The 14231-nt window shown below is 69.1% G+C and carries 11 protein-coding genes; 7 read left to right on the top strand and 4 right to left on the bottom strand.

Features of this window, described 5'->3' with window-relative positions:
• Positions 1–105: 105 nt before the first annotated feature.
• The 4 genes from ACTWP9_RS27030 to ACTWP9_RS27015 all read right to left on the bottom strand — a co-directional run bounded on the left by ACTWP9_RS27030 (position 106) and on the right by ACTWP9_RS27015 (position 6640).
• Entirely contained in the window at positions 106–3093 is a 2988-nt protein-coding gene (locus tag ACTWP9_RS27030) for an NHLP bacteriocin export ABC transporter permease/ATPase subunit (protein ID WP_443248886.1), read from the bottom strand.
• 10 nt (positions 3094–3103) lie between these two features.
• The gene (locus tag ACTWP9_RS27025; protein WP_443248974.1) at positions 3104–5221 is read right to left on the bottom strand and encodes an NHLP family bacteriocin export ABC transporter peptidase/permease/ATPase subunit; all 2118 of its coding nucleotides are present in this window, start codon (positions 5219–5221) and stop codon (positions 3104–3106) included.
• A gap of 182 nt (positions 5222–5403) precedes the next feature.
• Positions 5404–6210, bottom strand: a complete 807-nt coding sequence (locus ACTWP9_RS27020; RefSeq protein ID WP_443248885.1) for an HlyD family efflux transporter periplasmic adaptor subunit — start codon at positions 6208–6210, stop codon at positions 5404–5406.
• A gap of 223 nt (positions 6211–6433) precedes the next feature.
• Positions 6434–6640, bottom strand: coding sequence for a type A2 lantipeptide (locus tag ACTWP9_RS27015; protein ID WP_443248884.1), 207 nt, complete (start codon positions 6638–6640; stop codon positions 6434–6436).
• Between the two features lie 404 nt (positions 6641–7044).
• On the opposite strand from ACTWP9_RS27015, the gene ACTWP9_RS27010 reads away from it, so the two are divergent.
• From ACTWP9_RS27010 to ACTWP9_RS26980, 7 genes are all read left to right on the top strand, one after another.
• Positions 7045–8148 (top strand): sialidase family protein, encoded by a 1104-nt coding sequence (locus ACTWP9_RS27010; RefSeq protein ID WP_443248883.1) that lies wholly within the window; start codon positions 7045–7047, stop codon positions 8146–8148.
• A 20-nt stretch (positions 8149–8168) separates the two neighbouring features.
• Positions 8169–8990, top strand: coding sequence for a TrmH family RNA methyltransferase (locus tag ACTWP9_RS27005; protein ID WP_443248882.1), 822 nt, complete (start codon positions 8169–8171; stop codon positions 8988–8990).
• A 182-nt stretch (positions 8991–9172) separates the two neighbouring features.
• Positions 9173–9577, top strand: a complete 405-nt coding sequence (locus ACTWP9_RS27000) for a hypothetical protein (RefSeq protein WP_443248881.1) — start codon at positions 9173–9175, stop codon at positions 9575–9577.
• A gap of 13 nt (positions 9578–9590) precedes the next feature.
• Positions 9591–11978 (top strand): hypothetical protein, encoded by a 2388-nt coding sequence (locus ACTWP9_RS26995; protein ID WP_443248880.1) that lies wholly within the window; start codon positions 9591–9593, stop codon positions 11976–11978.
• Positions 11979–12023: 45 nt separating this feature from the next.
• Positions 12024–12587, top strand: coding sequence for a hypothetical protein (locus ACTWP9_RS26990; protein WP_443248879.1), 564 nt, complete (start codon positions 12024–12026; stop codon positions 12585–12587).
• 107 nt (positions 12588–12694) lie between these two features.
• The gene (gene npdG, locus ACTWP9_RS26985) at positions 12695–13405 is read left to right on the top strand and encodes an NADPH-dependent F420 reductase (RefSeq protein ID WP_443248878.1); all 711 of its coding nucleotides are present in this window, start codon (positions 12695–12697) and stop codon (positions 13403–13405) included.
• A 34-nt stretch (positions 13406–13439) separates the two neighbouring features.
• Complete coding sequence (locus ACTWP9_RS26980) at positions 13440–14120, top strand: hypothetical protein (RefSeq protein WP_443248877.1); 681 nt, start codon at positions 13440–13442, stop codon at positions 14118–14120.
• The last annotated feature ends 111 nt before the right edge of the window (positions 14121–14231 follow it).

Raw genomic sequence — 14231 nt, 5'->3', positions numbered from 1 at the left:
TTCTCCCTACGATAGTGCGGGTCGACCGAACGTCGTGGCCACGGTCGGCCCGGCCGGTTCCGGCGGAAAAGAGGCAAGCCGCAACCACAACGTGCGCCGCCACATCTACCGCTGGCGGCGGACCAGTTCGTGGAAGAGCCCTCCCGTGTCGGCCAGCAGCGTCGCAGGGGCGCCCTGCTGCACGACGCGGCCCTCGGACATGACGATGACCCGGTCCGCGTCCAGAACGGTGGACAGCCGGTGGGCGATGACGACCCGGGTGGCGCGGAGCTCCCGGGTGGACTCGGTGACCACCCGCTGCGTCTCGTTGTCCAGCGCGCTGGTCGCCTCGTCGAAGAAGAGCAGCCGGGGGCGGCGCACCAGCGCCTGGGCGATCATCAGGCGCTGCCGCTGGCCGCCGGAGACGGTGCCGCCGCCGTCGGAGAGCATGGTGTGCATGCCCATGGGCATGGCCTTGATGTCGTCGGCCACCCCCGCCATCCGCGCCGCCTCCCACACCTCCTCCAGCGGGAAGGTCTCCGCTCCGCAGATGCACTCCAGGATGGACCCGGCGTGCGGCTGGGCGTTCTGGAGCACGACGCCGCACTGGCGGCGCACCGACGCCTGGTCGAGGGCCGCGAGGTCCTGCCCGTCGTAGCGGACCTCGCCCGAGGTGGGCCGGTCGAAGCCGATCAGCAGCCGCAGCAGCGTCGACTTGCCGCAACCGCTCGCCCCCACGATCGCCACGAACTCCCCGGGCTCGATCCGGAAGGAGACGCCGTCCAGCACCAGCGGCCCGTCCTCGGAGTAGCGGAAGGTGACGTCCCGCGCCTCCAGGGCGCCCGAAAGTCTGCCCGGCTGCACGCTGCCGCCCCGCACCTCGGGCAGCTCGTGCAGCACCGGCTTGATCTGCTCGTACATCGGCAGCACGGCGGCGCACGAGATGAGCGCGTTGGTCAGCTGGGTGACGGACGTCAGCAGCATCGTCATGGCCGTGGTGAAGGTGAGGAACCCGCTCGGGGAGAGCGCGCCCCGTGCGGGACCGGCCAGCAGGACGAACAGCAGCAGCGTCGCCAGCGGCAGATAGACGGCGTTGACGACCGTGCTCAGATTGCGGATGCGCCCGGCGCGCCGCTGCAGCTCCCGGCTGCGGGCGAACTCCTTGGCCCAGTCCGCGTACGCGAAGGACTCGGCCGCCGCGACGCGTAGCTTCGGCAGCCCGCGCAGGGTTTGGAACGCCTGGTTGTTCAGCTTGTTGTTGAGCTTGACCAGACGCCGCTGCCAGCGCAGCTGCCACAGCCCGGTGGCGGCGAACACCGTTGCGACCACCGCCAGCACGCCGAGCGCCGCAAGGGCGAGGGGCACGCTGTAGGCGAGCAGCAGCACCAGGTTGACCGCGGCAACCGTGCCGGACTGTACGACGATCGAGCTGATCCCCGACAGCACCCGTCTGATGGCGCTGACTCCCATGGCGGCGCTGGCCAGCTCCCCGGTGGAGCGCTGGGCGAAGAACCGCGTCGGCAGCCGCAGCAGCCGGTCCCACACCGCCGGTTGCAGACTGGCCTCGATGCGTCCCTCCAGCCGCAGCAGCGCGGTGTTCTGCAGCAGCATGAACGCCGCCGCCATCACGGCCGTGCCCACGATCGCCGCGGCGGCCTGCACGATGAGGCCCGTCTCGGCGTTGGGCACGTACTCGCCGAGCACCTGCCCGGTGGCCACCGGCACCAGCGCGCCGAGGCCGACCGCGACGAGCCCGCTCAGCATGAGGGTGAGCAGGTCCCCGCGGGCACCGTGCAGTGCGAAGCGCAGCAGGCGCCGGGCGGACAGCGGCTGTTCGGGCAGCGGCCGGTAGAACATCACGGCGCGGGGGGCGAGAGTGCCGGCGTTGGCGTTGCCGAGCCGCCACCGGCTGCCGCTGCCGGGCTGTACCGCCTCGTACCGGCCGCGCCGCCACAGCAGCGCCACCGGCGCACCGCTTGCGGCGCGGTAGCCCACCAGGGGGCCGGTGTTCTCCTTCCACCAGTCGCCCGACAGCTTCACCGGACGGGTGCGCAGCCCTGAAGTGAGAGCGAGGCGTTCGACGGGGTCCATCCGGTCGTCGGAGGTGAACCCTTCCGGGGGCAGCCGCAGCGTGACTCCGGCCGCCTCGGCGACCGCGCGGCACACGGCGACCGTGCTGTCGTCCGAGCCCTGCCCTCCGGCGCCGCTGCGCGTGGACTTGTCGATCGCCGCGAGCAGCGCCTCGTCGGCCTCGGCACGGACGGTCTCGCCCGCCTCCATGCCCGCCGCCGTACGGTCCTCGTGGGCGCGCTCCAGCCGCTCGATCCAGCGGTCCAGGGTGAACAGCAGCCGGGCGAGCTGGTCGACCATGAGCTGCCAGGTCGTACCGTCGATCAGCAGCTCGACCGAGCTGCCGTACCGCACGCTGCCCGGCGCTATAGGCATCCACAGGATGTCGTCGTCGGTCGCGGGCGCCTCGTGGCCCCCGTGCCCCTCGTGTCCGGGCTGCCCGTCCAACGGCGCCTCGAACAGCACCCGCAGCCCGCGCCCTACGCCCCGCGCGAACGCGTCCTCCAGCGGCCCGACCGCGGCCCCCTGCCCCCAGGGGTCGGCCTGCCCGCCGTACGCGGGGTGCGAGCCGGTGTCGTACGCGGGGTACGAGCCGGTGTCGTACGCCGGGTGCGAGCCGGTGTCGTACGCCGGATAGGAGCCGGTGTCGTACACGGGATAGCCCCCCGTGTCGTACGCCCCCGCGTCGCCGTAGCCGCCTTGCGCGGGTTGCCGGAACAGCTCCCACAGCGGTATCCGGCGCAGCACTCCGCCCCGCACGGGGCGTCCGACCAGGGTGTGCCGGGGGCCCTGGACGGGGCCGAGCAGCAGGGTGCCCGCCTCCAGCCGGCCCAGGAAGTGCCAGTGGCCCTGCCCCGCGGCGTCCACCGCGAACACGTCCATCGCGCCCTCGGCGACCAGCCACAGCACCTGCGGCCCCTCCAGGGCCAGTCCGCTGCCCGGCGCGTGGGTCACCGCCTCGCCGAGCTGCCCGAAGTGGGCGACCACCACGTCGCGCGCGGGATGAGCGGGCTGCACGCCCTGGGGCGGATGCGCGTACGTCACCTGAAGTTCCTCAGTGCTCCTTGACCAGTCGGGCGTACGGGCCCTGCGCGGCGAGCAGTTGCTCGTGCCGCCCCCGCTCCACGACGGTGCCGCGGTCCAGTACCACGATCTCGTCGCTGTCCCGTACGGTGCTCAGCCGGTGCGCGATCACCACACAGGCGCAGCCGCGGCGCCGCAGATTGTCGATGATGACCGCCTCGGTCTCGGCGTCCAGCGCGCTGGTCACCTCGTCGAGCACCAGGATGCTGGGCCGCCGTACCAGCGCGCGGGCGATCTCCAGGCGCTGCCGCTGGCCGCCGGAGAAGTTGCGGCCGTCCTGCTCGACGCGGCTGTGCAGGCCACCGGGGCGCCGCGCGACATCCTCGTACAGCGCCGCGTCCCGCAGCGCCTCCTCCACCGCCTCGTCGGAGATGGACGGGTCCCACAGCGCCACGTTGTCCCGCACGGTGCCCTCGAAGAGGAACACGTCCTGGTCGACGAAGGAGACGGAGGCCGCCAGCGCGCCGCGCGGCAGGTCCTCCAGCCGCTGCCCGTCGATGCGGATGACCCCCTCCCAGGGCGTGTACAGGCCCGCGAGCAGCCGGGAGACGGTGGACTTGCCGCTGCCGGAGCCGCCGACCAGCGCGATCTGCTGCCCCGGCCCCACGGCCAGCGACAGCCCGGTGAGCAGCGGCTTGTCCAGCGGGTTGTAGCCGAAGGTGACGTTCTCCAGTGTCACGTGCCCGGCCAGCCGCCGGGTGCTGGCGGGCGGTTCGCGACGGGTGTAGAGCGGGTCGGCGGGGAAGGTCTCCACGTCCTTGAGCCGGGTGACGTCCGCGGCGAAGTCCTGGATGCGGCCCGCCACCGAGTTCAGCCGGGTCAGCGGCGCGGTGAAGCTGGTGACCAGCGCCTGGAAGGCGACCAGCAGCCCCGCCGTGATGGCGCCCTCCACCGCGCGCGTCCCGCCGATCAGCAGGATCATGGCGCTGTTGAGGGTGGCCAGCGTCGGCGCGACGACCGCCAGCGCGGCGCTCGGCACCCCGAGCCGCTGCTGTACGTCGAGGGTGGTGGCGTGCTGGCCCGCCCAGCGGCGGAAGTACCCGTTCTCGCCGCCCGTCGCCTTCATCGTCTCGATGAGCTGGAGGCCGCTGTAGGAGGTGTTGGTGAGCTTGGCCCGGTCGGCGCGCAGCTTCTGCGTCCCGGTGGCCCGCAGCCGGATCACCACCCGCATCGCCACCACGTTCAGCAGCGCGATCCCCACGCCCACCAGGGTGAGTTGCGGATCGTAGGTCCACAGCAGCACCGCATAGCCGATGACGACCACCGCGTCCACGCCCGCCGCCGCCAGGTCCCTGGCCAGCGTCTCGGCCACCGTGTCGTTGGACTGCAGGCGCTGTACGAGATCGGCCGGGTTGCGCTGTGAGAAGAAGGTGACCGGCAGCCGCAGCAGATGCCGCAGGAACCGGGCGCTGCTGAGCGTGGAGGAGATGAGCCGGGCGTGCAGCAGATTGCCCTGCTGGAGCGCGGTCAGTACCCCGGTGAGCAGCACGGCGGCGCCCATCGCCGCGAACAGCACGTCCAGCAGCGAGTCCTGCCCGCCGAAGACGAAGGTGTCGATGTAGGTGCGGCTCAGCGCGGGCACCGAGGCGCCGACGACCACCAGCAGGAAGCTGGCCACCAGCGCCGCCAGCATCGCGCCCGAGGTGCCGCGCAGCCGCGCGGGCAGCGCCCCGGTGACGCTCGGCCTGCTGCCGCCGCGCCGGAAGTCCTCGGACGGGGCGAAGGTCAGCACCACACCGGTGAAGGAGGTGTCGAACTCCTCCATGGGCACGAACCTGCGCCCCCGCGCCGGGTCGTTGATGTGTACGCCGCGGCGGCCGAAGCGGCGGCCGAGGCCGTCGAAGACGACGTAGTGGTTGAACTCCCAGAACAGGACGGCCGGTGCGCGTACCTCGGCCAGTGCCGCGGGCTCCATCTGCATGCCCTTGGCCGTCAGTCCGTAGCCGCGGGCCGCTTTCAGCAGGCTGCTGGCCCGTGAGCCGTCCCGGGAGACGCCGCAGGCGATACGCAGCTCCTCCAGCGGTACGTGCCGCCCGTAATGGGCCAGCACCATGGCGAGCGCGGCTGCACCGCACTCGACGGCCTCCATCTGGAGCACGGTGGGGGTACGCACGCTCTTGTAGCCGCGTTTGGGCGCCTTGGGCCCGGCCTTGGTTCCTGCTCTGGTTCCTGCTCTGGATCCGCCCTTCGGCCTGTGCGCGGTGGGGGTGGGGGCGGGGGCCGGGCGGGAGCGGTGCCGACGGCGGTGCTGCTGCTGTGGCTGCTGTGCGGTCACGGCAGCAGCCAGTCGACGGGCCGCTGTGCGGCGAGGTGGACGGCGCCGCTCACCGGCGTCGCGGACTCCGGCGCGGACGGCGGCCCTCCCTCGCGGGACCAGACGTACCCGGACTTGGTGGCCGACGAGCGCTTGAGCCGCACCTGGACCGCCAGCGGCCGGCCCTGGCGGGTGAACTGCTGTGCCAAGTCCTTGTCTCCCAGGAAGCCGCTGATCTGCTGCCGGGTCTGCGGGGCCTGCCCGACGCTCTGCACGGTGCCGCGCAGCAGCCCGTACCGGTCCGTGGACACGGAGCCGACGGTCAGGTCCACGGTCGCGCCCACCCGCAACGTCCCGCCCTTGTCCGCCGGGACGTAGACCATCGCCACCAGCGGATCGTCGTTGCTCTTGATGCGCTCCACGGTCGCCACATCCGCTCCGGTGGTGACCACCGAGCCGACCTCGGCCGCCAGGGAGCTGACCCGGCCGTGTGCCACCGCGCGCACCGCCCGCAGGCCCCGGTCGGTACGCACGCTCACCACGGGCGCGTCCTTCTCGACCTGCTGCCCCGGCTTGGCGTGCACGGCGGTCACCTGCCCCGCGACGGGGCTCTGGAGGAGGTAGCTGCCCCCCGTATGGGTGAGGACGCCGGGCGCGGTGAGCTTGGAGGACACCGTGCCGGTGACGGCCCAGACGCAGCCCGCCGCCATCACCACAAGTGTGACGACGAGTACGAGAAGGCCCTGCGGCCGTGCAAAACGTACCGGAACGTCGAGTTCTTCGGGCGATTGCAGCTTGGCAAGCGCCTTTTGCCGGAACTCCACGTCACCTTTCCTTACCTTTCCTTCACGCTTTGGCCTGCGGTCCGTCACCCATGTGGCGGCAACGGCGCATGACCGTAACACATAAGCCCCGGAACAAAGTTCCGGGGCTTATGCCTGGTCCCCGCGCCAGAGGAATTGCGAGCAGTTCCGGGATGGCGCGGAGAAAGTGTCAGTCAACGACGTGAACAGTCAGTCAATGACACCTGGAATCCTGGGCAGTTGCTCAGGACTGGGCGCCGGCGGAGACGCCGACGCTGGGGAGACCCTGGGTGCTGAGGCCGGGCACGACGCCGTCGGTAACGCCGCCGGCAACGCCCTCGACGCCGCCCACGGTGCCGGCGACGGTGTGGAGCTGCTCGCTGACAACGCCGCCGGAAACGGCGTCCAGCTCGGCGTCGGCAAGCTCAGCGGTCTCGATCTGGTGACGCATAAATGCGCTTCCCTTCATTGCTTTCGGGATTATGAGGGGGACTCGCCCCAGGCGGCGCGAAATGCCGATCGGGGCGCTCATCAGTCGGGCACGGGCACACCCGGAAAACCGGACGAATTCGGAACCGGTAGCGGTCGTTCCGCCCGACTGCCCGAAGAGCGAAACACGCCGGTGCAGCCATCCGCCACTTGAGGGCCCACTCGTCTCAAGATCTCCACATGGTGCACTGCCAGGTGAAGAATCAGCACACCCTCGACGCCTTTGTGCCGCGCGTTCCCGCCCCGTTGCGGGCCCTCGTTCCGCTCGCTCGTTCACGCCGCACCTTCTTGACGGCTCTCTGCGGGCTGCCTACCGTGCGCCCCAGGACAAGGGACGTTCTACCTCCGGCAGTTGGGAATCGCTCGATGCCGTACGAGAGTTCCGTACCGTTCCGTGCCGGGAGCGAGGGCTACGCCAGCTTCCGGATCCCCGCCGCCGTCCGCGCATCCGACGGCGCCCTGCTCGCCTTCGCCGAGGGCCGGGTCGACTCCGTCGAGGACAGCGGAGCCATCGACCTCGTCCTCAAACGCTCCACGGACGGGGGCCGCAACTGGGGCCCCCTGACCGTCGTGGCCCGCTACAGCGACGAGGACGGCGACGGCGCGGTCAAGGGCACGGCGGGCAACCCGGCCCCGGTCACCCTCGCCGACGGCCGCATCCTCCTCGTCTTCGTACGCAGCGCGGCCGACGCCACCGAGGAACGCATCCGCCGCGGCGAGGTCGACGAGGCCGAAGGACGCCGCGTCTGGGTGCAGTTCAGCGACGACCACGGCGCCTCGTGGAGCGCGCCCCGCGAGATCACCGCCACGGTCAAGCACGCCGACTGGCGCTGGTACGCCACCACGCCGGGGCACGCCCTCCAGCTGGCCTCCGGCCGGATCCTGGTCCCCGCCAACCACTCCACCCCGCCCACCGCGCCCGGCGACGACGGCACCGAGGGCCGCTACAACGGCGGCCACGACCTGCTCAGCGACGACGGCGGCGCCAACTGGCGCATCGGCTATGTGGACGACAACCCGGACGGCTGGATCAACGTCAACGAGACCACCGCCGCCGAACTCCCCGACGGCACCGTCTACTTCAACACCCGCAACGACTCCGACGCCCCCGCCCACCGCGCCGAAGCCCGCTCCACCGACGGCGGCGAAACCCTCACAGCCCCCTTCAGCCCCCAGGACGGCCTCACAGCGCCGGTCGTCCAAGCCTCCGTCCTCCAGCTCCGCGACCCCGACGTCCTCCTCTTCTCCGCACCCTCACGCCCCGACACCCGCTACCGCATGTCCGTACGGGCCAGCACGGACGGCGGCGCCACCTGGCGCGAGGCACACGCCGTGGACGAGCGGCGCGCCGCCTACTCCGATCTGGTACGCGTGGACGAGGACGCCGTGGGCCTCCTCTACGAGACGGGCGAGGGCAGCGCCTACGAGACGCTCACCTTCCGCCGTATCCCGGTGACGGAGCTCGCCTGACCCCCGCTACTCTCGACCGAATGCCCCAGGTTCCACAGACGCGGCGGACTCACCGCATCACCACCCGCAACGCCCGCTTCCAGCAGTGGCAGGCCCTGCTGACCAACCGCAGCAAGCGGCAGCGCGCGGGGGAGTTCCTGGTCCAGGGAGTACGCCCGATCACGCTCGCCGTCGAAGGCGGCTGGCCGATCAGCGCCCTGCTGTACGCCGAGGGCCGCCGGCTGTCGGACTGGGCCCGCGCACTGCTCGACTCGCCCGCGCCCGGCGAGCGCATCGCCATGGCGCCCGAACTCCTTGCCGAGCTGAGCGAGCGCACGGAGGGGGACACCGAACTGGTGGCGGTGGCCCGGCTGCCCGAGGACGATCTGTCCCGCATCCCCGTCGGCCCGGCCTTCCTCGGAGTCCTCTTCGACCGCCCGACCAGCCCCGGCAACATCGGCACCCTCATCCGCTCCGCCGACGCCTTCGGTGCCGACGGGCTGATCGTCACCGGGCACGCCGCCGACGTCTACGACCCCAAATCCGTACGTGCCAGCACCGGTTCCCTCTTCGCCCTCCCCGCCGTCCGCGTCCCCTCCCCACGCCAGGTCGACGACTGGCTGTCCGGCCACGGCATCACCGTCGTCGGCACCGACGAACACGGTGACATCGCCCTCTTCGACGCCGACCTGACCGGCCCCGTCCTCCTCCTCATCGGCAACGAGACCTCCGGCCTCAGCACCACCTGGCGCCAACGCTGCGACCACACCGTCCACATCCCCATGCACGGCACCGCCTCCTCCCTCAACGCCGCCAACGCCGCGACAGCGGTCCTGTACGAGGCGGCCAGGCAACGGCGCTGAGCCGCACGGAAGTTGACTTCGCAGAGCGTGCGGAAGGTAAAGTGTTCGCTTTGTTACAGTCCGCACACGCCGCACAGCGGGCTGTGGAGTGGGGACAACACCGGGGATCGAGTTCACCGAACGCAGGGGGGAAGGCATTGTCCTTCGAGGAAGAGCGGAGCCACGCGGGCACGTCCGCCCGTATGCAACTCGACGGAGCACCGCACAGTCCCGGGGGGAAGGGGAGGGGCGACGCGGACCTGTCGGTGACACCGGCGGACAAGCGAGCGGCTGCGCGCTACATCGAGACGGACCTCGGCCCGGACGCCGTACGCGAGGGCGGGCAAGCCGTGACGGCGTCGACGAGTGTCTTCGGCAGCAGCAACACCACGCCGGGCGAGCTGCGGGGCTGGGACACGCGGAAGGGGCTCGATTTCTGCCTGGAGCGGTGGGACGAGGCGTGGAAGAAAGTCACCGGCCGACTCAGAAGCGAGATGCACGCCCTCCACGCGACGAAGACCTCCTTCCAGAACCAGGAGCTCGACCGCGTCCGGGGCTTCAACAGCCTGACCTCTCCGTCCGGCAGCAGCCGCATCAACGAGCTGTGAGGGGCGGCTTGCCATGGAGCTGACCTACCACGACATCATGCGCGCCAATTTCTCCGCCCTCACGGAGACGGCCAAGAACTGGCGAGCGATGGCGAAGCGGTGCGGCACGCTGCGGGACAACTACCGCGACCACGTGCGCAAGAAGCTCACCGGCTGGGCGGGTGAGTCTGCGACCGCCTTCTGGACGTCGTCGGACATCACCCTCCACGAGCTCTCCGCAGCGAAAAGCCAGGCGACCAGGATCGCCGCACTGCTGGACGACACGCACCGTCGCCTTGTCGAGGCGCGGAACCACCTGAAAAAGGTTCGCGACCAAGCCATCCACGAAGGCGGCATGAAGGTGGATGAGTACGGCAAATGCAACCTCGACACCAGTGAGATGACGGACGAGGAAGCGAAAGGTGCCCTGCACGACCCCGGCCGCATGGACGCCGAAGCCAAATGGAACCGCCGTATCCAGGAGGCGGTCAAACACGTCGACGACGTCGACTACGACAACATGCTGGCACTCAAGGCCGCGGCAAAGGACACGGACGGCAAGGGCGAATCGGGTGGCTTCAACAGCAAGGCGGTTGGCGACGTCGAGAAGTACACCGCCAAGCGGTCAGCGGATTTGGCCGGCCGCCTTGACTCCCTGAAGGAAGGCGGTGGCCTGAGCGCCGGCGAACGCCACGAGCTCCAGGTGATACTCCGCGAGAACGCGGATGACAAATATTTCACCCGCATCATGCTCGACTCCCTCGGACCGCAGGGCCTGATCGACGCCACGAACCACTTGAACGCCCTGGCTTATCGCACCGACAAGGGGCATGAGTCGCAGTACCTGGGCATGGAAAAATCGCTCGCCAACTCCTTGGCGACAGCTACCAAGGTGCCGGTTTTCCGGGACGGCGACGGCAAGAAGATCGCATTGAGTTCCCCGGAATACGGTAACAAGTATGCTGCTTGGCTGAAAAGCAAGGACGGTGCCTTCTACGGCGAGTGGCGCAAGGGAATGCGTAAGGCTGGAGCCGAGGAGTGGTCGACCGAGTTGCGGGAGGCGAACGGGATCGGTAGCAGTTCGTCCTACGGCCGCGGCTATCAAAGCCTCGCCACACTGATGAAACACGGCGACGGCTATTCTCCGCAGATGCTCTATGACCTGGGCGATGACATCCGGTCGACCGAAGAAAAGGACCCAAATATTTGGGACCATGCTGGCTTCGGGAAGAGCGCTCCGAACGGTAGCGGTCTTCCCGAAATGGCGGGTGGACGTTTCGCGAACGATCCCTATGACGAGATTCTGAAAATCATCTCCAAGGACCCGGATATCGCGGCCGGATATTTGGATCCGGCCTCAGATGCAGACCCGGGCGATGACAAGGTTGAAAAGAATGACCGTCTCGAATACCTTGTCAAGGATCGGGACTGGAAGATCGTCGACACTGATGTCCATAACGAAAACGATGAGCTTGACGAGCACGCTCGGGAAGGCTTCGAGGCCGCGCTGAAGGCGGGGGCGACGGGGCGCCTCCCCGACTCGGTCGCCTCCGCGACGCCACCAGATCATTCCGCAGCCAACGCAGGGGTGATGGAGGAGGCTGTGCGGGTGTTCGGCTATATGCCTGGAAAGGACGAAGTATCACCGATCGCCAAGGGTGAGGATTTCGTTGGTTTCCGCCGCACGCTCGGAGAGATGATCGCGGATTATCCCGGTGACGTCCAACGGGAAACCTACGGCGACAAATCCCTGCCGGTCCGTGGGCATGCCGCCGATTTCGATTCGGGTTCTCTCCATGAGTATCTGAGTCAGGTTGGCCGGGACCCTTACGGCTACGGGGTCGTCAAGGCTTCGCAGCAGCTGTATACCGCTGACCATCTTCAGCAGGTGATCAATAACCTTCCGCCGGGGGCTGACGAGAGCGATGCTCGCGACTATGCAGGCGATGCGGTTGCCGGTGGCGCCTATGTATCAGGGATCCTCAGCGAAGCGAAGGCGGATGCGCTGTACGAAGACAAAGTTGCTGAGGCCGGCGACTACAACAAGAAGGCGGACGAGGCCAGCAAATGGGTAAACCGATTTGTGGGTCTGGGAGCCGGAGAATTTGGAGCAGTACAGGTCAGTCCTCCGGCGGGATGGGCTCGGGAGGACCTGAATGCAGCCGTCATGGAGCAGATCAAGAAGGATGTACCGGAGGAAGCCGCCAAGGCAGAGGGTAAGGGGAAATATAGCTTCACGGAGACTCAAAATCAGACTCGAGAGTTCTACCGGGAATTGGCGGAAAGCTCGAGTCGAGCGGCTGGATTGGATTCGGATATTCGTAAGGGGGTAGAAGCTGGCGTGCGAACTGAATCCATTGCCGGTTTTCAGGATGGTTCAGGTACTTCACGCTCCCATGGAAGCACAGGGCCCACGGGATAGGATGTGCGATTGAAAAGTGTGGCGCGTGGTGTGAGGCGTTCCGAGGTGCTCGTCTTCCTGGTCTGTTTTGCGATGATGCTTACGTCGTGCAGTAAGGCGCCAGAACGTAAGTACCGTGTCCCTCAGGGTTTGTGCGGGTTGTCGATCCCGGAGAAAAGTTATGCTCCGTTGTTCGGGCCGGGTGAGAAGATTCGTCGGGATGACGATCGCGAAAATCTGGGGAGTATGAGGGTGGCTGTGCAGGGCTGTGACTATTTCGTAGACGGGGATCATACGGTTTCCATTTCGGGGGGATGGGCAGAGGTGAACGACAAAGCTGCTCCCTCGACGCCCGCTGAGGCGATCAAATGGCACAACACTCGGGACAAGCCAAAGAAATACCCAGGCACCTATGACGTGTCCACGTGGCAGAACGGGGCAGTCGCCGCAATCGACTGCCCTCGTCCGCGCGGGGATGATGACGCGTCATTCACCAGATATCTCATCGACATCTACGCCGACGACACTCCGCTTAACGATGACCCTGAGCGAGGGCACAAAGTGTTCGGCGAACTTGCCCAGGTGGTCATGGCCAAGGTCGTGAAGAAGCTCAGATGCGAGACGAGTTGAGCTGCAGGCGACACTCGCCGACCAGCTGTACCTGACCGCCCGGTAGTGATCGCCTTCACGTCGGCCGACAGCGGCGACGGGGGCCGCCGGATGGCAGGATGCGGCGTATGACTTCTGCTGCCTCTTCCGCCAATGCCAGTGCGCCCAAGAAGGACCCCTGGGAGCTGCCGGATGTGTCCGGGATGCGGGTCGGGGTGCTCGGGGGGACCGGGGACCAGGGGCGGGGGCTGGCGTACCGGCTCGCGCGTGGGGGGATGGCCGTCACCATCGGGTCGCGGGCCGCCGAACGGGCGCAGCAGGCCGCCGAGGAGATCGGGCACGGGGTGCGGGGCGCGGACAACGCCGAGTGCGCCCGTGACTCCGACATCGTGATCGTCGCCGTCCCGTGGGAGGGGCACGCCAAGACGATCGAGTCGCTGCGCGAGGAGCTGGCGGGCAAGCTCGTCGTGGACTGCGTCAATCCGCTCGGCTTCGACAAGAAGGGCGCCTACGCGCTGGTGCCCGAGGAGGGCAGCGCCGCCGAGCAGGCCGCGGCCCTGCTGCCCGAGTCGCGGGTGACGGCCGCCTTCCACCATCTGTCCGCCGTACTGCTCTCCGACCCGGAGGTCGAGGAGATCGAGACGGATGTGATGGTGCTGGGCGAGGTACGCGCCGACTGCGAGATCGTGCAGGCGCTGGCGGCCCGTATCCCCGGTATGCGCGGTGTCTTCGCCGGACGGCTGCGCAACGCGCACCAGGTGGAGTCGCTGGTCGCCAACCTCATCTCCGTCAACCGGCGCTACAAGGCGCACGCGGGTATCCGCCTCACCGACATCTGAGACCGGCGGCCGAGGGACGGGGCGGCAGCACACGGTGGGGGAGCGGAAGATCCCCGGCGGCGGCTGGACGGTCGCCGTCGTGGTGGCGGCGGTGCTCGCCAGCTGCTCGCAGCACGCCGGGGACGACAGCGAGGGCAGCGGCCGGGGCAAGCAGCACCAGCCCGCGCCGCTGAGCGTGGCCGCCGTCAAGCGGATGGCCACCGTCAAGCGGATGGCGGCCGGGCCCGGTGCCGACTGCCCCGTGCCCTACGACCTGGCCGGTGCGGCGCGGGCCGCCGGTGTGCACGGCGCCGGTGCCGTGCACGCCGGCTCCGTCGAGGGCGAGCTGCCCGACGACGACGGCTCACCGCTGGCCCGGGTCGACGGCGCACTGGTCGACTGCGGCTACCGCCTCGGCAAGGAGCGGGTACGCCTGTTCACCGTCGCCGTCACCAAGGACACCGCCGTCGATGTGCTGCTGCCGCAGATCCAGCACGACGCCGCGATCTCCATGGACGAGCTGCGCACATACGCGGTCCGGGCGCAGCGGGCGAAGCCCGGCGAGCCGCTGCTCACCTCCAGCGGTAACGTCGCCGCGGTCCGGCTGCCGGTCACCGGCAAGGGCGATCTCGCCCTCGTCGTCAGCGTCGCCGAGCACCGAACGCGAGGGCTCTCCCGCAGCCAGGTCACCGCGCTGGCTCGGCGGCTGGCGGGCCAGGCCCGGAGCCGCGGTTAGCCGTGCCCGGCGTACTCTGCTCCGCTCCTCCTTTGTGCCGCCAGGTCCGCCCCTCCTTTTGTGCCGCGCCCCTTCCAGGGCCGATGCTGGGTGCGCAAGACATGCGGGCCA

It is taken from the genome of Streptomyces sp. 3N207, assembly GCF_052246355.1.
GTDB lineage: Bacteria > Actinomycetota > Actinomycetes > Streptomycetales > Streptomycetaceae > Streptomyces.
The sequence above is the reverse complement of the archived record's forward strand: the minus strand, read 5'-3'. Positions and strand labels throughout refer to the sequence as shown.